Origin of the sequence: Millisia brevis NBRC 105863, from assembly GCF_001552615.1 — a bacterium.
Lineage (GTDB): Bacteria > Actinomycetota > Actinomycetes > Mycobacteriales > Mycobacteriaceae > Millisia > Millisia brevis.
The window spans coordinates 119,191-138,113 of the sequence record NZ_BCRN01000011.1 but is presented as its reverse complement, the minus strand read 5'-3'; the positions used below and the strand labels follow the sequence as shown (position 1 = coordinate 138,113).

Here is an 18,923-nt window from a genome sequence, read left to right as displayed (position 1 = left end):
ACAGATGACTGACAACAAGAATCGTCCGGCCACCGGCATCGTCGGCACCAAGCTGGGTATGACCCAGGTGTTCGACGATCGCAACCGGGTTGTGCCGGTCACCGTCGTCAAGGCGGGCCCCGCGGTTGTGACCGCGGTGCGCACCGTCGAGGGCGACGGCTACAACGCCATTCAGATCGCCTTCGGTGCGATCGACCCGCGCAAGGTGAGCAAGCCGGTCGCGGGCCAGTACAAGAACGCGAACGTTCCCCCGCGCCGGCACCTGCTGGAGCTGCGCGTCGCCGACCCCTCGCAGTTCGAGGTCGGCCAGGAACTGACCGCCGAGGTTTTCGAGGACGGCGCCTTCGTCGACGTCACCGGTACCTCGAAGGGCAAGGGCTTCGCGGGCACGATGAAGCGGCACGGCTTCTCCGGCCAGGGCGCCAGCCACGGCGCGCAGGCGGTGCACCGTCGTCCCGGTTCCATCGGTGGCTGCGCCACCCCGGGCCGCGTGTTCAAGGGCACCCGGATGTCCGGCCGCATGGGTAACGAGCGGGTGACCACGCAGAACCTGACCGTCCACAAGGTGGATGCCGAGCAGGGACTGCTGCTGATCAAGGGTGCGATCCCCGGCCGCAAGGGTGGTCTGGTGATCGTCAAGAGCGCAGTGAAGGGTGGTGCGCACGCATGACCAGCCTGGAAAAGGCCGTGAGCCTGACCGTGCCGGTTAAGGAAGCGGGCGGTGCCAGCAACGGCACGGTCGACCTGCCGGCGGAGATCTTCGACGTCGAGCCGAACATCGGCTTGATGCACCAGGTCGTCGTCGCCCAGCAGGCGGCTGCGCGGCAGGGTACCCACGCGACCAAGACTCGCGGCGAGGTCTCCGGTGGCGGCAAGAAGCCGTTCCGGCAGAAGGGCACCGGCCGTGCGCGTCAGGGCTCGACCCGTGCGCCGCAGTTCACCGGCGGTGGCACCGTTCACGGTCCGCAGCCGCGCGACTACAGCCAGCGCACCCCCAAGAAGATGAAGGCCGCCGCCCTGCGCGGAGCCCTCACCGACCGGCTGCGCAACGAGCGCATCCACGTCGTCACCGAACTGGTTGCCGGACAGGTCCCCTCGACCAAGACCGCGCGTACCTTCCTGGCGGAGTTGACCGACCGGCCCCGGACCCTCGTGGTCATCGGCCGCGAGGACGTCACCGCATGGAAGTCGGTGGCGAACCTGCCGCAGGTGCACGCGATCGCTCCCGATCAGCTCAACACGTACGACGTCCTCTACAGCGACGACGTCGTCTTCAGTCGGGATGCACTGGGCACCTTCATCGATGGCGCCGGGCGCAGCTCGCAGGCCCCCGTCACTGAGGAGACCGACAAGTGACCACCATTGCCGACCCGCGCGACATCCTGCTGGCCCCGGTCATCTCGGAGAAGTCGTACGGCCTGATCGAGGAAGGGACCTACACGTTCATCGTGCACCCCGACTCGAACAAGACGCAGATCAAGATCGCCGTGGAGAAGGTCTTCGGCGTGAAGGTCACCAACGTCAACACCGCCAACCGTCAGGGCAAGCGCAAGCGGACCCGGTTCGGTTACGGCAAGCGCAAGGACACCAAGCGCGCGCTCGTGACCATCTCGGCCGACAGCAAGCCCATCGAGATCTTCGGAGGACCGGTCGCTTAGGCGCCGGTTCCAGAGAGGCTGAGAAGAACTCATGGCAATCCGCAAGTACAAGCCGACCACCCCCGGACGTCGTGGTGGCAGCGTTGCCGATTTCTCGGAGATCACTCGATCGACCCCCGAGAAGTCGCTGGTGCGCCCCCTGCACGGCCGCGGTGGCCGTAACGCGCACGGCCGCATCACCACCCGTCACAAGGGCGGTGGCCACAAGCGCGCCTACCGGTTGATCGACTTCCGTCGCAACGACAAGGACGGCGTGCCGGCCAAGGTCGCGCACATCGAGTACGACCCGAACCGCACCGCTCGGATCGCGCTGCTGCACTACGCCGATGGCGAGAAGCGCTACATCATCGCGCCGAAGGGCGTCGAGCAGGGCACCGCGATCGAGTCCGGCCCGAACGCCGACATCAAGCCCGGCAACAACCTGCCGCTGCGCAACATCCCGACGGGTACCACCGTGCACGCGGTGGAGCTGCGTCCCGGCGGCGGCGCCAAGATGGCCCGCTCCGCCGGATCGGGCATCCAGTTGCTCGGTAAGGAAGGCACCTACGCCACGTTGCGTATGCCGTCCGGTGAGGTTCGCCGCGTCGACGTGCGCTGCCGCGCCACCGTCGGCGAGGTCGGCAACGCCGAGCAGTCGAACATCAAGTGGGGCAAGGCCGGCCGCATGCGCTGGAAGGGCAAGCGCCCCACGGTTCGTGGTGTGGTCATGAACCCGGTCGACCATCCGCACGGTGGTGGCGAGGGCAAGACCTCCGGTGGCCGCCACCCGGTGAGCCCCTGGGGCAAGCCCGAGGGTCGTACCCGCAAGAACAAGGACAGCGATCGCCTGATCGTCCGTCGCCGCCGCACCGGCAAGAACAAGCGATAGTCAAGGAGGGAGTGAAGGATGCCACGCAGCCTGAAGAAAGGCCCGTTCGTTGACGACCACCTCCTTGCGAAGGTGGACGTTCAGAACGAGAAGGGCACCAAGCAGGTCATCAAGACCTGGTCGCGTCGCTCGACGATCCTGCCCGATTTCATCGGACACACGTTCGCCGTGCACGACGGACGCAAGCACGTGCCGGTGTTCGTGTCCGAGTCGATGGTCGGGCACAAGCTCGGCGAGTTCGCGCCGACCCGCACCTTCAAGGGGCACATCAAGGACGACCGGAAGGCGAAGCGGCGATGAGCGCGCAAATCGATACGGAAAACCCGATCGCTCGGGCGACCGCCAAGCACGTTCGGGTCACCCCGATGAAGGCGCGGCGTGTCGTTGACCTGGTGCGCGGAAAGTCGGTCGCCGAGGCGCTCGACATTCTGAAGTTCGCACCGCAGTCGGCCAGCGAGCCGGTCGCGAAGGTCGTCGCCAGCGCGGCGGCCAATGCGGAGAACAACCTGGGTCTCGACCCGCGCACGCTGGTGATCTCGCGGGCGTTCGTCGACGAGGGTGCCACCCTCAAGCGGTTCCAGCCGCGGGCCCAGGGTCGTGCGTTCCGCATTCGCAAGCGCACATCGCACATCACCGTGATCGTCGAGTCGATCCCCCGCGCGGGTGGCTCGTCGCGCGGCCGCAGGAAAGGAGCCTGATCAGTGGGCCAGAAAATCAACCCGCACGGCTTCCGCCTCGGCATTACGACCGACTGGAAGTCGCGGTGGTACGCCGACAAGCAGTACGCGGAGTACGTGAAGGAAGACGTCGCGATCCGCAAGCTGCTGTCGACCGGCATGGAGCGCGCCGGCATCGCCAAGGTGGAGATCGAGCGCACCCGTGACCGGGTTCGCGTCGACATCCACACCGCCCGGCCGGGCATCGTCATCGGCCGTCGCGGCGCGGAGGCCGACCGGATCCGGGCCGAGCTCGAGAAGCTCACCGGCAAGCAGGTGCAGCTGAACATCCTCGAGGTCAAGAATCCCGAGTCCGAGGCGCAGCTGGTTGCCCAGGGCGTCGCGGAGCAGCTGAGCAACCGCGTGGCGTTCCGCCGCGCGATGCGCAAGGCGATCCAGTCGGCGATGCGTCAGCCGAACGTCAAGGGCATCCGGGTGCAGTGCTCCGGCCGCCTCGGCGGTGCGGAGATGAGCCGCTCGGAGTTCTACCGCGAGGGTCGCGTCCCGCTGCACACGCTGCGCGCGGACATCGACTACGGCCTCTACGAGGCCAAGACCACCTTCGGTCGCATCGGTGTCAAGGTGTGGATCTACAAGGGCGACATCGTCGGCGGACGCCGCGAGGTCACCGCTGCCGCGCCGAGCAACGATCGCGATCGTCCGCGTCGTGAGCGTCCGTCCCGTCCGCGTCGTTCCGGTGCCTCGGGCACCACGGCGACGTCGACCGAGGCCGGTCGCGCCGCTACCGCCGATGCCGGAAGTTCGGCATCCGCATCGAATCAGGAGGGCTGACGATGCTGATCCCACGGCGGGTCAAGCACCGCAAGCAGCACCACCCGGGTCGCACCGGCGCCGCCAAGGGCGGCACCAAGGTGACGTTCGGTGATTACGGCATTCAGGCTCTCGAGCCTGCGTACGTGACCAACCGGCAGATCGAGTCGGCTCGTATCGCGATCAACCGCCACATCAAGCGTGGCGGCAAGGTCTGGATCAACATCTACCCGGACCGCCCGCTGACCAAGAAGCCCGCCGAGACCCGCATGGGTTCCGGTAAGGGTTCGCCGGAGTGGTGGGTCGCGAACGTGAAGCCGGGTCGGATTCTGTTCGAGCTGAGCTTCCCCAACGAGGAGACCGCCCGCGAGGCGCTCACTCGTGCGATCCACAAGTTGCCGCTGAAGGCGCGCATCGTCAAGCGAGAGGAGCAGTTCTGATGGCTACCGGTACCCCGGCCCCGGATCTGCGCGAGCTGGGCGAAGAAGAGCTGGTCGAGCGGTTGCGCGAGGCCAAGGAAGAGCTGTTCAACCTGCGCTTCCAGATGGCGACCGGCCAGCAGACCAACAACCGCCGGTTGCGCGTCGTTCGTGGCGACATCGCCCGGATCTACACGATCCTGCGCGAGCGGGAACTCGGCCTGGCCGGTGGCCCGGCCGTCGAGACCGCGGGTGATGCCGCATGAGTGAGGGCGAGAACGTGACTGCCGAAAGCACCGTCGACTCGGCAGCGGGCGAGACCCGCAATGCCCGACGCACCCGCATCGGGTACGTCGTGTCCGACAAGATGAACAAGACGATCGTCGTCGAGTTGGAAGACCGCCACAAGCACAAGCTGTACGGCAAGGTCATCCGGACCACCAAGAAGGTCAAGGCTCACGACGAGAACGAGACCGCTCGTATCGGCGACCGCGTGTCGCTGATGGAGACCCGTCCGCTGTCCGCCACCAAGCACTGGCGGTTGGTCGAGGTTCTCGAGCGCGCCAAGTAAGGGTTTCACCACCCGAGCTAGTGATTCGGCCCGTCGCTGCCACACAATGGCAGCGGCGGGCCGAACGCTTTTCCCGGAACAGTTGTCAGCAGGAGGAGTCCACGGTGGCGGATGCCGAGCAGTACTTCGCGTCGAGCCCGGCGGCCGCGTCGTCGCCGGGGGTCGTTCGGCTCGACCTGGGGGATGTGCGCCTCGAGCTCGCCACCGACGCCGGCGTCTTCTCCCGCACCCGCCTGGACCCGGGGACGTCGGTGCTGCTGCACAAGGCGCCGGTCCCGACGGTCGACGGGGACTACCTCGACCTCGGCTGCGGCTACGGCCCGATCGCGTTGACGCTCGCCGCGCGCCGGCCGCGGGCCCGCGTCTGGGGGGTCGACGTCAACGAGCGGGCGGTCGAGCTGGTGCGGCGCAATGCCGCCGCGGCCGGGCTGAGCAACGTCACCGCCTGCCTGCCCGACGAGGTGCCGGCGGACCTGCGCTTCACCACCGTCTGGTCCAATCCGCCGATCCGCATCGGCAAGCCGGCCCTGCACGAGCTGCTGCGGACCTGGCTGCCGCGGTTGACCCCGGACGGCGCCGCCCATCTGGTGGTCCAGCGCAATCTCGGCGCCGACTCCCTCGCGGGCTGGCTGACCGGCGAGGGCTACGGCGTCGAGCGTGTCGCCTCCCAGAAGGGCTTCCGCGTCCTGCGGGTCTCCCGGGCCGGTTGAGCCGGCGGCCCGTTCTGGAGGCTGTGCAACCGTCTTCCCGAGCGGGCCGCCGCGGCGATAGTCTCCTCGGGCCTTCGCTCACGAAGATGAATGCACACCGCCCCGGGATGCCATCACCGATGTGTGGTGTGTCATAGCGGTGTGTCCGACCGGTACCCCGGCCCGGATGGCCTCGGCGGCCCGAACCGAGTTTGCCCAGGTAGAACGCCGGGCGAATTGTCGTATTTGCCCCGTAATTCGAGCCGATTCGGCTGCGCTCGCGCGCCTCCGCGCCCTCGGATAAAGTTGAGCATGCAACAAAAGTGGGTTACTCTCATCGTCGAAAGTTGATCAGTCAACGAGTTGAGCGACGATTGGAGTCCTTCAGATGAGTAACACCCCTGCGCGAGTTCTCGGCGCACCCGTCGGGACCGCCGCCGAGGTGGCCCGACTCGTTCTGCGCGTCACGCTCGGCGTCGTGATGTTCCTGCACGGCGTGCAGAAGCTCACCGACATGGGCTTCGGTGCCATGGGACCGGCGTTCGAAAGCATGGGCGTCCCTCTGGCGGGTCTGACCGGACCCCTGGTGCTGCTGGTCGAGCTGATCGGCGGACTGGCGATGATCGTCGGCCTGGCCACCCCGATCGTCGGTGCCATCTACGCCCTGGTCATGCTCGGCGCCACGATCTTCGTGCACGCGCCGATGGGCTTCTTCGCGGGCAACGGCGGCTACGAGTTCGTCCTGGTGCTGGCGGTTCTGTCGGCCTACTTCGCGGTGATCGGTGCCGGCAAGTACAGCGTCGACCAGATCCTGGCCCCCCGCCTGGCGGGTCGGTCCGCGGTCGCAGCCTGACCGTCCGGGCTCGACAAGGTCTTCGGGCCTGAGAAGGCCCATCAAGTCCCACGGGTGCGGGTCCGACGTCGTTGTCGGACCCGCACGCGTGTGTGCGGGCATCATGCGGCCGCGCACCGTCACGCGGTCGCATGATGTCGCCACAGGGGAGGGCTACCGCAGCCGGCGCAAGGCCGATCGCGCCGCGTTGTAACCCCCCATCCCGTGCGCCCCCGCTCCCGGCGGGGTCGACGCGGAACAGATGTAGACCCCGGGAATGCCGGTGCTGTACGGATCGAGTCCCACCCGCGGGCGGGCGAGCAACTGCACCGCGTCGTTGGAACCGCCGACCACGTCGCCGCCGACGAGGTTGGCATTGCCGGACTGCAATCCCTTCGGGTCGGTCGATCGCACCATGCGAATGCGATCCCGGAAGCCCGGCGCATAGCGCTCGATCTGCCGAACGATCGCGTCGGTCGCGTCGCCGGTGTACCCGGCCGGTACGTGCGCATAGGCGTAGACCGGGTTGTGGGTGCCGTCGGAGCGGCTCGGGTCGGCGACGTACTGCTGCCCGAGAATCACGAAGGGCCGCTCCGGCATCCGGCCGACCGTGACGTCCCGTTCGGCCGCGACGATCTCCCGGTAGTCCCCGCTGACGTGCACCGTCGCCGCCCGCGCGCAGTCCGGGTTGGTCCACGGGATCGCGCCCTCGATCGCGATGTCGAGTTTGAACGCCCCCGGCGCGTGCCGGAATCGCCGATAGGCGCGGGCGATCCGGTCCGGCACCGCCGACCCGAAGATCTCCAGGACCGCCCCCGGCGCCGTATCGAGCAGCACCACATCGGCGGCCGGCAGATCGGACGGGGATCGGACGGTCACCCCCGTGTGGATGCGCCCGCCGTGTTCGACCAGGTCCGCGGCCAGCGCGGTCGCGATCGCGCTCGAACCGCCCTCGGCCACCGGCCAGCCGTGCACATGTCCGGTCGCCGCGATCATCAATCCGACAGCGCTGCCCGCCGGCCGATCGAGCCGGCGATAGGCGTGCGCGGCGACGCCGCCGTAGAGCGCCCGGCCGGCCCGGGTGCGCAGCCATTGCGCGGTGACCGTGGCCGGCAACAGGGCCCGCGCTCCGAAGGCGGCCAGCCGCACCGGATGCCGGGGCAGATGCACGATCGGCTGCATGAGCTCGTCGGTCAGGTCGCTCATCCCGCCGACGATGTCCGACATCAGCGATCGCCAGCGCGGACCATCCGCGCCGAGCCCGGCCACCGTGTCGTCGAGACTGCGGTACAGCAGCGCCGCCTCCCCGCCGTCGAGCGGATGCGCGCAGTCGATCGGCGCCGTCAGCCACCGCAGGCCGTGCCGCTCCAGACCGAGCGACGACAGGAAGGGCGATCCGGCGCCGACCGGATGGAAGGCCGAGCAGTGGTCGTGGATCAGCCCCGGCAGGGTGTACTCGCCGGACCTGGTGCCGCCGCCGATCTCGTCCGCAGCCTCGAGGACCTGCACGTCGACACCGTTGCGGGCCAGGTGGACGGCGGCGGCGAGCCCATTGGGCCCGCTGCCGACCACGACGGCGGTGCTCACGCCTGCGCCCCACCGAGCGAGCGGGTGCCCGCGCCGGCGTCGCGTCGCCAGGTGACGGTGAACGGGATCGGACCGTCGGGCAGCGAGGGCAGGGCGTCGGCGGCGTCGGCGACCAGGTAGGTGCCGCGCTCGATCACCCCGAGAGCCGCGTCGATCACCTTGTACTCCTGGGTCCTCTTGTGGATCGGCTGCGACTCGATCCAGGCGACGATGAACTCGCCGGGGGCGAAGGAGCAGCGCCGCTGAATCGCCGCGATCAGATCCTCGTTGTGGAAGTGGCCGTCCCCGAAATTGAACGCCACGATCGAGTTGCAGGAGAACTCGGCCTCGCGCAGGTCGTACCGATCGATGTCGTCGCCGAGCTGCCGCATCATCAGCGACAGCAGCGCGCGGCCCTGGCTGTGCAGCGATCGCCAGCCCACCAGCTGGTGCATGATCACGTCCGCGACCTCGGGCTCGTAGGTGTCGAGCAGCTGGGTATAGGTGTTCTTGGCGCTGCGCACGATGTGGGTCTCGAGCTTCTCCTCGGCGCCGGGGGCGAAGGCCCAGGTGGCCGAGGCCCAGTTGCCGGCGTACTGCCGCATCGAGGGCAGGAAGGACACCAGATCGGGGCGCAGGTTGCCCAGCACCGGGAAGACCAAGAGTCCGGCGAGGATGATCAGCGCCAACCACGCCGGGCTCATGTCGAGCACGCCGTAGCCGTCCCATGCGGGGAAGCCCCAGAACAGGAAGACCGTCGCGAAGGCGAAGAGCAGATTCCATTCCAGTGGCACCGCCAGCGGGAACGTCGAGGCGATGAACAGGTGGAAGCAGACCATCAGGATCACCGCGGCCAGGGTCACCGCCGGGCTGGTCGACAGCAGCAGCAGCACCGGGGTCGCCAACTCGACCAGGGTGCCGAGCACGTGACCGATCGAGCTGCCGACCTTCGAGTGCCGCAGATCGTCGGGGAAGTGCCGATAGTGCGCCCGCTTGATCCGCTTGGACGTCAGCCACGGGGTATTGCTGATCATCGGCGGAATCACCATCGCGAAATGCCGACCGAATTTGGAGACCCCGGCGCCGATCCACACCACGGCGATCAGAAGCTTCAGGGCCACAATCATGTTCACGAACGGCAGGACCGAGAAGAAGAGCATCGCCGGGACGTACTGTTCGCTGCGGGCGCCGAGGAAGGGCACCTTGTCCCGTAGGCCCAGCACGAGCAGCAGCACGATGATCGGCACGATCTGAGCGGGGCGCACCAGGCCGACGTTGTCCGCGATCGCCGCGTCCAGGGACGCCGAATGTGCTCCGGGAGTGACGATGGCGGCGAGGAGCAGCAGCAGGATCGCGGCATAGACGACCACGTCGAAGAGCGTGCGCCGGTCACCGGCGGTGAAGGGCACCCGCTTCGGCCAGGGAGGCAGCCGAATCGTGTCCGGCTTGAGCCAGTTGTGGAAGCCGCCGGTCATCGGCTTGAAGTGGCCGGCGAGCGGACCCCAGGAGCCGCCGAGCCCGGACGCCTCGATCAAGGCGGTCCACAGCACGAGCTTCTGGTAGACGATCGGCTCGTTCCACCACGACCCCGGGTCGAGCCAGTTGAGGTCGGAGGTCAGGGTGGCCAGGGCGGTGCCGACGCCGACGTAGAGCACCAACAATTTGACGATGTAGATGGTGTGCACCATCTTCGGTGTGCCGAACCCGTAGTCCACCCAATGGGCGGCGACCGCTCGGATGCGGTCGATGAAGGGGCGTTGGCGGAAGGTGGCGGGGTCGACGTCGGGGAAGTTCCCGGTGGTGAAGCCCATGACGATCTCCTGGGTGCTGCGATGGGGTCGAGCAATACGAGGGTGGAGCGGGTTGGGGCGAAGCGGGTGCGGCCGCGTCGGGCATGGGGGTAGCGCCCGACGACGGCGCCCGTGGTCGGTGGGGACGAGAAGGATGGGGGAGGGGTCAGGCGGTGGACGCGGTGCGCGGCCGATGGTCGCGCCGCAGTCGCGGCTTGTCGATCTTGCCGACGGGGTTGCGCGGCAACGTATCCACCAGGTGGATCTCGGTGGGGACCTTGACCCGGGTCAGTCGGCTCGCGACGTGGTCGGTCAATTCCGTTTCGGTGACGGATATGTCGGGATAGGTGCGCACATAGGCGACCGGTACCTCGCCGTACACCTCGTGGGGTGCGCCGATCACCGCGGCCTCGAGGACGGCGGGATGCTCGGCGAGCGCGTTCTCGATCTCCTTGGGGTACAGGTTCTCTCCACCGCGGATGATCATGTCCTTGATGCGGTCGATCAGCGTCAGGTAGCCGTCCTCGTCGAGGACGCCCACGTCGCCGGTGCGCAGGCGACCGTCGACGATCGTGGCCGCGGTCTCGTCGGGGCGACCGAGGTAGCCGCGCATGACATTCGGTCCGCCGATGGTCACCTCACCGCTGGTCCCGGCCGGGACGGGATTGCCCTCGTCGTCGACGATGGTGATCGTCTGACCGGGCAGGGCGGGGCCGACGGTGCCGAGCTTGCGGGGCCCGTCGACCGGATTGCAGGCCGAGGCGCAGGTGCCCTCGGTCAGTCCGTATCCCTCGATGATCGTCAGGTTCAGTCGTGCGCCGACCCGATCGAGCAGCTCCTTGGAAATGGGTGCGGCGCCGCAGATTCCGAAGCGCAGCGACGAGGTATCCGCCGCCCGATCCTCCGGTTCCGCGGCGAGCAGCGCGTAGATCGTCGGGACCGCCGAGAAGTAGGTCGGCCGCAGCAGGGTGACGTCCTCGTAGAAGCGGCTCGGCGAGAAGCGGCCGGTGATCGTCAATTGGGCGCCTGCGAGAATCGGTGCCAGGAAGCTGACGCAGATCGCGTTGACGTGGAACAACGGCAGTATGAGCAGGCAATGGTCGTCGGACGTCAGGCGCAGATGGCGGCGGAAGGTCTCGGCCATGAACTGCAGGTTGGCGTGCGTCAGTTCCACGCCCTTGGGGCGGCCGGTCGATCCGGAGGTGTAGATCAGCAGGGCGGTTTCGTCCGGTCGGGCCGGGTGAACCTCGTCCCCGGCGATCGGGGTCCCGGAGATCGGCAGGTCGTCGACCCGGTGGGTGTGGCAGCCGAGGTCGGGGGCATCCGGACCGAAGACGATCGCGGCGGCCGCGCCGGAATCGTCGATCTGATACCGCGCCTCGGCCTGCGTGAACGCCGGATTGACCGGTGTCGCAACCGCTCCCAACCGCCAGGCCGCCATGATCGCGATCAGCAGTTCCGCGCGATTGGGCAGCATGATCGCCAGCACGTCGCCGGCGGCGAGACCCTCGCGGCGCAGCCTGCCGGCCAGGACGTCGACGCGATCGGCGAACTCGCGGTAGGTCAGGGCCGTTCGATCGTCCCGTACGCAGGGTGCGTCGGGGTGGATGGCGGCGATGACCCGGGTGAGATAGCGGATCTCGGGGGAGGCATCGCCGGCGGAATCGGAACCACTCATGGCGTCGATCACTTTCTCGAGCAACTGTGGCCTACGACACTAGGTGCCGCGTTCCGCTCGAGATACGGCCCGGGAAGCTCGAGATGATCCCGTTCTTTGTCCTCCGGACACAAACCCCGTCGGGCTCCGAGATCCGATTCGGCCGGTATGTCGTCTCGGTGGGTATGTCGTGTCAGCGGGCCCGCAGGACCGATGGTCCCAACCATCGACTGACCAGCAGCGCCAGTTCGAGCCCGAGCCGATCGTCGTCGAGGGGGCGACCGCGGGCCTCCGTGGCTCGACGGACCCGGTACTTGACCGAATTGTGGTGCAGATTCAACGCTTTACCGGTCGCCACATTGCTCAGGTTGTGATCGAGAAAGGCCGAGAGCGTCTCGCGCAGCCGCGCGGCACCGTCGGTGTCGTCCGCCAGCCCACCGAGGGTTTCCCGAACCCAGGCGCCGGTGGCGGCGGGATCGTCGATCAACAGGGCGGCCGTCGCCACCCCGGGCTGGTCGTAGGAGGCGACCGTCGGAGCGGACGACCCGGCGGCCAGCAGCAGCGATCGGACGCGTTCGGCCTGAACATGGGAGCGGCGAAAGCCCTCGATCCCCGCACCGACGGCGCCGAGAGTTGTGGTGACAGCCGGATGTTCGGCGGTCATCCGCAGACACAGGGATTCGAGATCGAGCGGGGCCGGAGCCGCCCGCCCCAGGGGAATCCACAGCCATCCGGTCACCCGGTCGATCGGCACGAACAGCGGCGACGTCGGGGCGCCGAGGAGGCCGGCGATGTCGGTGCCCACTGTCTGCAGTAGGTGCAGTTCATCGCGTTCGAGATCCTCGGAGGTCCAGCAGACCACCGCCAGGTGGTGCTGGTCGAGGGCGTAGTCGAGACCGCCCGCGCCGCCCGGTCGGTCGTGGCCGGCGAGGATCTCCTGGACCCGCAGGGCGCGCAGGCTCGTGCGGTTGGCCGACCATCGGTCGCGCTCGGTTTCGTGTACGGCGACAACCTGTTCGGACACCCGATCGATATAGCCCGAGATACCCATCATGATCGCCTCGATGACCGGTACGCGCAGTTCCGGTTCGACGCCGAGGCGTTCGACCTGTTCGAAGATCGACGGCAGCAGATTGGTATTGCCGATCCGGTAGGCGCGCACCAGGGCGTGCACCGGTACCCCGTGTTGGGCGAGGCGCCGCGCATATTCGGCTGCGGCCGCCGGGGTTTCGAGATTCTCGGGCGGCACGTGATGTTGCAGGCTGTAGAGGATCGTCGAGAGGTTCCCCTCGACGCTGGCGTTGAGCAGTTCGTAGAGATGTTGATCGCGATGCAGTTCCGGGATCTGCGCGTAGAGCACCGCGGACAGATCCGCGGAGAGGTCGGCGAGCCGGCCGCTCAACGCCGTCGCGATATCGGTGATCGTCTCGGCGATGTTGTCCTGCATGGTCGCCATCGCCACACCCTAGCGATCGGGCGCTCGGTGTCGGGGGGATTCGTGATCCCGACCGAAGGCGGACCCGGCGATCGGGCGAGTTGTCCCGATCCGGATCCGCCCGTCGGGTCGGGTCGGGTCGATCAGCGTCCGCCGGGCCAGTTCGGGTTCGCCCAGAGGTCGCTGCGGAACGAGTCGGGACCGCCGTCGCCGGATCGCCGGTAGCGGCGGGCGGTGCGCGGGATGATCCCGCGGCGCGGCGCGAACAGGTACGCGAGGGTGAACGCGACCGCGAGGGCCAGGACGATCGTTCCGCCGGTCGCGGTGTCGAGGTGGTAGCTGAGGTAGACGCCGAGCACCGAACAGGTCACCGAGATGGCCGGGGCGATCGCGAGCATACGGTCGAATCGATCGGTGAGCAGTTGGGCGGTGGCCCCGGGGATGATCAGCATCGCGACCACCAGGATCACCCCGACCGCCTGCAGGGTGACCACCGAGGTCAGGGCGAGCATCGCGAGCAGGGCCCAGCCGAGCAGGCGCGGATGCAGCCCGATCGCCTGGGCGTGGATCGGATCGAAGGCGTAGAGGGTGAAGTCGCGCCGCTTGAGCAACAGGATGTCCAGCACGATCACGCCGATGATCACCACCTGCACCACGTCGCGCATCGCCAGGCCGAGCAGATTGCCGAAGACGATCCGGTCGAGGTTGGTATCGCTCGGGATGACCGACACCAGCACCAAACCCAGGGAGAACAGGCTGGTGAACACCACTCCGATCGCGGTGTCCTCCTTGATGCGGCCGGTATCGCGGATCGCCCCGATCAGCACCACCGCGAGCAGCCCGAAGACCAGCGCCCCCGCGACGAAGGGCGCGCCGATCACGAAGGCGAGCACCACCCCCGGCAGCACCGCGTAGGAGATCGCGTTGCCCATCAGCGACCAGCCGATCAGGACCAGCCAGCAGGACATCACCGCGCTGACCGCGGCGACGACCACCGCGACCACCAGGGCGCGCACCATGAACTCGTACTGCAGCGGATCGGCCAACCAACTGATCACGTCGGGTCTCCGTCCTCGGTGGTCCGCGGCGGATCGGCCGGGAGGGTCCCGGCGGGCGGGTCGACGTCGGGCGCCGGATCCGCGGGCGCCCCGTCGCTCGGCGGGTCTTCGTCGGTCGGACGTTCGTCGATCGGCGGGCCGCCCGGTACCGGATCGTCCACGCGTCGCATCTGCAATCCGAACGCCTCCGCCAGATAGTGCGGTTGCAGGACGACCTCCGGGCGATCGTGCACGATGACCCGGTTCATCAACAGCACCGCCTCGTCCGCCAGCCCGTACAGTGCGCCGAGGTCGTGCGTCGAGACCAGCACCGTGCGGCCGGTATCCGCGAGCTCCCGCAGCACCGCGGAAATGGTGACCTCCGAGCGCTTGTCGACGCCGGCGAAGGGTTCGTCGAGCAACAGGATCGAGGCATCCTGGGCCAGACCGCGGGCGACGAAGGCGCGTTTGCGCTCGCCGCCGGAGAGCTGCCCGATCTGCCGGTCCGCCTTGTCGATCAACTCGACACGGGTCAGCGCCTGATCGACCGCCAGCACATCGGTGGTGCTCGGCCGGCGGGCGAAGTCCATCAGACCGTAGCGGCCCATCATCACCACATCGCGCACCCGCAGCGGGAAGCTCCAGTCGACGTCCTCGCTCTGCGGAACGTAGCCGACCAGGCCGGCCCGACGCGCTCCGGCGGCCTTGCCACCGGCGAGCCGAATGGTGCCGTGGTCGGGTTTGACGATGTCCATGATCGCCTTGAACAGCGACGACTTGCCCGAGCCGTTCGTGCCGATAAGCGCGCAGATCCGACCCGGTTGCACCAGGACGGTCACCCGATCGAGGGCCACGGTTCGGCCGTAGCGGACGGTGATCCCGAGGACCTCGATGGCGGGGGAGTTCATGGGGCGGCGGCGCCGCCGAGTCCGGCAAGGATCACGTCCGCATTGTGCGCGAGCAGGTCGAGATAGGTCGGCACCGGGCCATCGGGGCCCGACAGCGAGTCGGCGTAGAGGATCCCCCCGAACGCGGCGCCCGATTCCGCGGCGACCCGCCGCATCGGTCCGTCGTTGATCGTCGACTCGCAGAACACCGCGGGCACCGCGCGTTGGCGCACGATATCGATCGTCTCGGTCATCACGCCGGGCGTCGGCTCCACCCCGGTATTGCTCCACAACGCGCGCGCCTCCATCGCGTTGTCGCGGGCGAGATAGGACAGCGATCCCTCACAGGTCACCAACACCCGCTGGGCGACGGGCACCCCGGCCAGCCCGACGATCAGCGCGTTCTGCGCGTCGTAGAGCTGCTGCTTGTACGCCTCGCCGTTGGTGCGGAAGGTCGCCGCGTCCTCGGGATCGAGATTCGACAGCGCGGTGACGATGTTGTCGACGTAGATCCACGCGACCGTCGGCGACATCCACGCGTGCGGATTGACCGCGCCGTTCTCGACGATGCCCAGATCGGAGACCCCGGCGGTGACCTCGACCACCGGGGCAGCGGACTGCGAGAGCAGGTCGGACAGGCCGGCCTCCAGACCCAGCCCGTTGGTCAGGATCAGGTCGGCGTCGTTGGCGCGGCGCACGTCGCCCGGTGTCGGCTCGTAGCTGTGAACATCCGATCCCGCGGGTACCAGCGATTCGACGGTGACCGCGCTGCCGGCGACGTTGGCGACGATGTCGGCCAGCACCGAGAACGAGGCGACGACCGTCGGGGTGCCGGAGGCAGCGGACGAGTCGTCGCCGGAGGACCCGGAGCAGCCGACCAAAAACAGAGCCAGAGTCACAATCATGGCACCGAAGCGGGCACGTTCCCGATTGTGCATGGGGGAATGCTAATCGGAGGCCGGTACTACTCGACCGGGCGGTCCGGCGTGAGCCGTCGCGACCGTATCTTCCGCGGACGCCCGGCGCCGGGTTTCGAGCGTACCGAACAAAGATGGTTGAAATTTGGAATCAGGTGGTCCACCCCTGACGTACTGTCGCTCGCGTATCCGGTACGCCGGGTCCGGGCAATGCTCGCGGAGGTAGGGGGACGCGAGCATTGCCGGCGTATTGCCCTGTTGTCGCGGTTCGGTCGTCGCCTCGGGTACCGGGCCGACCGTATTCTGGGCATCGTGACCACCGGGTCCGATCGCCATCCGTGGATCCTGCACGCCGACCTCGACCAGTTCCAGGTGGCCGTCGAGCGCCGCCGATCGCCCGAACTGGTGGACCGGCCGGTGATCGTCGGCGGAAACGGTGATCCCGAGGAACGTCGGAAAGTGGTGACCTGCGCGTCCTACGAAGCGCGAGCGCTCGGCGTGCACGCCGGGATGCCGCTGCGCCGCGCGTACCTCAAAGCCCCCGAAGCGGTCTATCTGCCCACCGACGGCGACACCTACAGCGAGGCGTCGGTGGAGGTGATGGACACCCTGCGCGCCGCCGGTCACCCCGTCGAGGTGTGGGGATGGGACGAGGCCTATATCGGGCTGCTCCCCGACGCGCCCGATCCCGCGTCCGCGCGCGCGGTCGATCTCGCCGATCGGCTGCGGCGCGCGATCGCCGCGTTGAACCTGTCGCTGTCGGTGGGGATCGGCCGCAACAAACAGCAGGCCAAGACCGCGACCGGATTCGCGAAGCAGGCCGTCGACCACATCTTCGTGATCGACGACGGCGACTGGCTGCCGTTGATGGGCGATCGACCCGCGCGCGATCTGTGGAGCATCGGCCCGCGGACCGACGCCAAGCTGCGCGGTATCGGGGTGCGGTCGGTGGCCGACCTGCTGGCCGTCGAGCCGCAGCGGTTGACCGAGCACTTCGGCAACCATCAGGGGCGGTGGCTCTACACCCTCGCTCGCGGCGGCGGCGATACCTCGATCGTCACCGAGCCGCCGGAGGCCAAGTCGCACTCCAAGGTCGAGACCTTCCCGGACGACATCGACGACCCGTTCGTGCTCGCGCAGCGGGTCGACGCCCTCGCCGGCGAGCTGCTCGATCAGGTGGTCGCCGAGGGGCGGATCGTTGTCCGCGTCGCGGTGACCGTGCGCACCCGCAGCTTCCGCACCCGCACCAAGTCGCACACCCTGCGAGACCGGACGATCGATCGAGCGGCCCTGCAGGCGGCCGCTCGGGCTCTGCTCGACGCCTTCGAGATCGACCGACCGGTGCGGCTGCTGGGTGTGCGCTATGACCTCGCGGACGGCTCCGCCGCCGGCGGGAATGATGAGGCGAGCGGCTTCGCCGCCGGCGCGGGGCGATGAGAATAACGCTATCGGCGTGGCCATTTCGTGCTTTCCCCGAGCGTCCGCTTCCCGATTCGGGAGCAATCGGACTATTCCGACAAAACGCAAGTAATGTGATGCGGATCACAATCCATCTGTCCGAAATCGGACGCTCATCAACTGTTCATCCCGAATAGCATCCCGTCTCGATCCATCTCGGAGACGTCGCCACTGGTGTTGTGCGTCCGTGCCGTGCGGTGGGAATGGTTGCTATTCGACCGGAAGGACACCGGGGATGGTCACTGAAGCCTCGACAAAATCGCATCTGTCACGAACTCTCGGTTTGTGGGCGATCGTGGGCCTCGGCCTGGGGTACATGACGCCGACCGTCATCTTCGACACGTTCGGCATCGTGTCCCAGGAGACCAACGGCGTCGTGCCGGCCGCCTACCTGATGGCGATGGTCGCGATGTTCTTCACCGCGCTCAGCTACGGCCGGATGGTGCGGGTCTTCCCCTCGGCCGGTTCCGCCTATACCTATACGTCCGCGACGATCCACCCGAACGTCGGCTTCGTCGTCGGCTGGTCGTCCCTGCTGGACTATCTGCTGCTGCCGTTGGTGAACGCGCTGATCCTGCGCTCGTACCTCGAGGCCTTCTTCCCGGAGGCCCCCGCGTGGATCTGGGTCGTGCTCGTCGTCGCCGCGGTCACCGGCCTGGTGCTGTTCAGCATGAGCAACACCTCACGGGTCAACGGACTGCTCGTCGCCTTCTCCATCGTGCTGATGGCGGTCTTCATCGTGCTGGCCTGGCGCGCCCTCGCGGCGGGTGACGGCAACGGAACGATCTTCTCGACCCAGCCGCTGTGGCACGAGAACGTCCAGCTCGGTTTGGTGATCACCGGCGCGACGATCGTCTGTTTCTCGTTCATCGGCTTCGACGCGATCACGATGTACACCGAGGAAGCCAAGGATCCCGCCATCGTCCCGCGGGCGATCATCGTCACCCTGATGATCGGTGGCGCCATCTTCTTCGTCACCGGTTGGTTCACCCAGTCGCTGTTCCCGACGCTCGACGGCTTCTCGGAGGACGCGCTCGAGAACAGTGCGCTGCCGGAGATCGCGTACCTGGTCGGCGGATCGCTGTTCAAGGCCTTCCTGACCGCGGCGGCCTTCGCCGCGACCCTGGCGTCGGGCCTCGCCTCGCACGCCTCGGTGTCCCGCATGCTGTTCGTGATGGGCCGCAACGGCACCGGGCAGATCTCGCGGCGCCTGTCGTACATCAGCCCCCGGACGCATACCCCGATCTACACCGTGATCTTCGTCGGGTTGGTGTCCCTGCTCGCGATTCCGCTGAACCTCGACTTCGTCGCCTCGCTGATCAACTTCGGCGCCCTGATGGCGTTCAGCTTCGTCAACGTCACGGTGATCATGCACTTCGCGGTCAAGCAGCGACTGATCCATACGCCGTGGGAGATCTTCCGCAATATCGTTCTGCCGCTGATCGGCCTGGCCTGCACCCTGATCCTGTGGATCAATCTGTCCAGCGAGTCGATGCTCTACGGCTTCATCTGGCTCTGCCTCGGACTGGGGATCCTCGCCTGGTTGACCAAGCTCCTGCGCGAGCCGCTGACCATCCAACTCGACGCGGAGGAAGTCACCACCGCGCCGCCGCCCGGCCCCGAATTCTGACGACATGGCCCCGACCCAACCG

The 18,923-nt window shown here is 67.9% G+C and carries 20 protein-coding genes and 1 pseudogene; 14 read left to right on the top strand and 7 right to left on the bottom strand.

The window, feature by feature from the left end:
• Window positions 1-4: 4 nt before the first annotated feature.
• From rplC to MB1_RS16215, 12 genes are all read left to right on the top strand, one after another.
• Window positions 5-670 carry a 50S ribosomal protein L3 gene (gene rplC, locus MB1_RS16270; RefSeq protein ID WP_066909591.1) on the top strand — a complete coding sequence of 222 codons (666 nt, stop codon included), beginning with the start codon at window positions 5-7 and terminating at the stop codon, window positions 668-670.
• A complete protein-coding gene (gene rplD, locus MB1_RS16265; RefSeq protein WP_066909465.1) occupies window positions 667-1,356 on the top strand; it encodes a 50S ribosomal protein L4 in 690 nt (229 codons plus the stop codon). Before rplC ends, rplD begins: the two co-directional genes overlap by 4 nt.
• Window positions 1,353-1,658 carry a 50S ribosomal protein L23 gene (gene rplW, locus MB1_RS16260; protein WP_066909462.1) on the top strand — a complete coding sequence of 102 codons (306 nt, stop codon included), beginning with the start codon at window positions 1,353-1,355 and terminating at the stop codon, window positions 1,656-1,658. Before rplD ends, rplW begins: the two co-directional genes overlap by 4 nt.
• Before the next feature lie 31 nt (window positions 1,659-1,689).
• Window positions 1,690-2,526, top strand: coding sequence for a 50S ribosomal protein L2 (rplB, locus tag MB1_RS16255; protein WP_066909459.1), 837 nt, complete (start codon window positions 1,690-1,692; stop codon window positions 2,524-2,526).
• 18 nt (window positions 2,527-2,544) lie between these two features.
• Complete coding sequence (gene rpsS, locus MB1_RS16250; protein ID WP_066909456.1) at window positions 2,545-2,826, top strand: 30S ribosomal protein S19; 282 nt, start codon at window positions 2,545-2,547, stop codon at window positions 2,824-2,826.
• The gene (gene rplV / locus MB1_RS16245; RefSeq protein ID WP_066909453.1) at window positions 2,823-3,224 is read left to right on the top strand and encodes a 50S ribosomal protein L22; all 402 of its coding nucleotides are present in this window, start codon (window positions 2,823-2,825) and stop codon (window positions 3,222-3,224) included. Before rpsS ends, rplV begins: the two co-directional genes overlap by 4 nt.
• 3 nt (window positions 3,225-3,227) lie before the next feature.
• Window positions 3,228-4,034, top strand: a complete 807-nt coding sequence (rpsC, locus tag MB1_RS16240; RefSeq protein WP_066909450.1) for a 30S ribosomal protein S3 — start codon at window positions 3,228-3,230, stop codon at window positions 4,032-4,034.
• 2 nt (window positions 4,035-4,036) lie between these two features.
• Window positions 4,037-4,453, top strand: a complete 417-nt coding sequence (gene rplP, locus MB1_RS16235) for a 50S ribosomal protein L16 (protein WP_066909447.1) — start codon at window positions 4,037-4,039, stop codon at window positions 4,451-4,453.
• On the top strand, window positions 4,453-4,698 hold the full coding sequence (gene rpmC / locus MB1_RS16230) for a 50S ribosomal protein L29 (RefSeq protein WP_066909444.1): 246 nt from the start codon (window positions 4,453-4,455) through the stop codon (window positions 4,696-4,698). The genes rplP and rpmC overlap by 1 nt, the downstream gene beginning before the upstream one ends.
• Complete coding sequence (rpsQ, locus tag MB1_RS16225; protein WP_066909441.1) at window positions 4,695-5,003, top strand: 30S ribosomal protein S17; 309 nt, start codon at window positions 4,695-4,697, stop codon at window positions 5,001-5,003. The genes rpmC and rpsQ overlap by 4 nt, the downstream gene beginning before the upstream one ends.
• Window positions 5,004-5,107: 104 nt before the next feature.
• Window positions 5,108-5,713 carry a class I SAM-dependent methyltransferase gene (locus MB1_RS16220; RefSeq protein WP_066909438.1) on the top strand — a complete coding sequence of 202 codons (606 nt, stop codon included), beginning with the start codon at window positions 5,108-5,110 and terminating at the stop codon, window positions 5,711-5,713.
• A gap of 367 nt (window positions 5,714-6,080) precedes the next feature.
• Complete coding sequence (locus MB1_RS16215; RefSeq protein WP_084351951.1) at window positions 6,081-6,545, top strand: DoxX family protein; 465 nt, start codon at window positions 6,081-6,083, stop codon at window positions 6,543-6,545.
• A gap of 153 nt (window positions 6,546-6,698) precedes the next feature.
• Here MB1_RS16215 and MB1_RS16210 read toward each other — a convergent pair whose 3' ends face one another.
• The 7 genes and pseudogenes from MB1_RS16210 to MB1_RS16180 form a co-directional block, all read right to left on the bottom strand.
• On the bottom strand, window positions 6,699-8,111 hold the full coding sequence (locus tag MB1_RS16210; protein WP_066909432.1) for a phytoene desaturase family protein: 1,413 nt from the start codon (window positions 8,109-8,111) through the stop codon (window positions 6,699-6,701).
• Entirely contained in the window at window positions 8,108-9,901 is a 1,794-nt protein-coding gene (locus tag MB1_RS16205) for a DUF3556 domain-containing protein (RefSeq protein ID WP_066909431.1), read from the bottom strand. Before MB1_RS16205 ends, MB1_RS16210 begins: the two co-directional genes overlap by 4 nt.
• Before the next feature lie 145 nt (window positions 9,902-10,046).
• On the bottom strand, window positions 10,047-11,558 hold the full coding sequence (locus MB1_RS16200) for a class I adenylate-forming enzyme family protein (protein WP_084351949.1): 1,512 nt from the start codon (window positions 11,556-11,558) through the stop codon (window positions 10,047-10,049).
• Between the two features lie 172 nt (window positions 11,559-11,730).
• A complete protein-coding gene (locus tag MB1_RS16195) occupies window positions 11,731-12,993 on the bottom strand; it encodes a PucR family transcriptional regulator (protein ID WP_066909585.1) in 1,263 nt (420 codons plus the stop codon).
• A gap of 122 nt (window positions 12,994-13,115) precedes the next feature.
• The gene (locus tag MB1_RS16190) at window positions 13,116-13,991 is read right to left on the bottom strand and encodes a metal ABC transporter permease (RefSeq protein WP_084351973.1); all 876 of its coding nucleotides are present in this window, start codon (window positions 13,989-13,991) and stop codon (window positions 13,116-13,118) included.
• Between the two features lie 206 nt (window positions 13,992-14,197).
• Window positions 14,198-14,917 (bottom strand): annotated as a pseudogene (locus tag MB1_RS16185) (metal ABC transporter ATP-binding protein); the annotation flags it as partial.
• Window positions 14,914-15,801: a metal ABC transporter solute-binding protein, Zn/Mn family gene (locus MB1_RS16180; protein WP_245650225.1), complete on the bottom strand. Its 888-nt coding sequence runs from the start codon at window positions 15,799-15,801 to the stop codon at window positions 14,914-14,916. The gene MB1_RS16180 and the pseudogene MB1_RS16185, both read right to left, overlap by 4 nt.
• A gap of 321 nt (window positions 15,802-16,122) precedes the next feature.
• Here MB1_RS16180 and MB1_RS16175 point away from each other — a divergent pair, with 321 nt between their 5' ends.
• Both MB1_RS16175 and MB1_RS16170 read left to right on the top strand, forming a co-directional pair.
• The gene (locus tag MB1_RS16175; RefSeq protein ID WP_066909582.1) at window positions 16,123-17,250 is read left to right on the top strand and encodes a DNA polymerase IV; all 1,128 of its coding nucleotides are present in this window, start codon (window positions 16,123-16,125) and stop codon (window positions 17,248-17,250) included.
• A gap of 256 nt (window positions 17,251-17,506) precedes the next feature.
• The gene (locus MB1_RS16170) at window positions 17,507-18,901 is read left to right on the top strand and encodes an APC family permease (RefSeq protein ID WP_066909425.1); all 1,395 of its coding nucleotides are present in this window, start codon (window positions 17,507-17,509) and stop codon (window positions 18,899-18,901) included.
• The last annotated feature ends 22 nt before the right edge of the window (window positions 18,902-18,923 follow it).

Excerpts from the sequence above, each read along its gene's own strand:
- rplC (WP_066909591.1), top strand. The coding sequence starts at position 5 with ATGACTGACAACAAGAATCGTCCGGCCACCGGCATCGTCGGCACCAAG.
- rplD (WP_066909465.1), top strand. The coding sequence starts at position 667 with ATGACCAGCCTGGAAAAGGCCGTGAGCCTGACCGTGCCGGTTAAGGAA.
- rplB (WP_066909459.1), top strand. The coding sequence starts at position 1,690 with ATGGCAATCCGCAAGTACAAGCCGACCACCCCCGGACGTCGTGGTGGC.
- rpsS (WP_066909456.1), top strand. The coding sequence starts at position 2,545 with ATGCCACGCAGCCTGAAGAAAGGCCCGTTCGTTGACGACCACCTCCTT.
- rplV (WP_066909453.1), top strand. The coding sequence starts at position 2,823 with ATGAGCGCGCAAATCGATACGGAAAACCCGATCGCTCGGGCGACCGCC.
- rplP (WP_066909447.1), top strand. The coding sequence starts at position 4,037 with ATGCTGATCCCACGGCGGGTCAAGCACCGCAAGCAGCACCACCCGGGT.
- rpmC (WP_066909444.1), top strand. The coding sequence starts at position 4,453 with ATGGCTACCGGTACCCCGGCCCCGGATCTGCGCGAGCTGGGCGAAGAA.
- rpsQ (WP_066909441.1), top strand. The coding sequence starts at position 4,695 with ATGAGTGAGGGCGAGAACGTGACTGCCGAAAGCACCGTCGACTCGGCA.
- MB1_RS16215 (WP_084351951.1), top strand. The coding sequence starts at position 6,081 with ATGAGTAACACCCCTGCGCGAGTTCTCGGCGCACCCGTCGGGACCGCC.
- MB1_RS16205 (WP_066909431.1), bottom strand. The coding sequence starts at position 9,901 with ATGGGCTTCACCACCGGGAACTTCCCCGACGTCGACCCCGCCACCTTC.
- MB1_RS16200 (WP_084351949.1), bottom strand. The coding sequence starts at position 11,558 with ATGAGTGGTTCCGATTCCGCCGGCGATGCCTCCCCCGAGATCCGCTAT.
- MB1_RS16195 (WP_066909585.1), bottom strand. The coding sequence starts at position 12,993 with ATGGCGACCATGCAGGACAACATCGCCGAGACGATCACCGATATCGCG.
- MB1_RS16190 (WP_084351973.1), bottom strand. The coding sequence starts at position 13,991 with ATGGTGCGCGCCCTGGTGGTCGCGGTGGTCGTCGCCGCGGTCAGCGCG.
- MB1_RS16180 (WP_245650225.1), bottom strand. The coding sequence starts at position 15,801 with ATGATTGTGACTCTGGCTCTGTTTTTGGTCGGCTGCTCCGGGTCCTCC.
- MB1_RS16170 (WP_066909425.1), top strand. The coding sequence starts at position 17,507 with ATGGTCACTGAAGCCTCGACAAAATCGCATCTGTCACGAACTCTCGGT.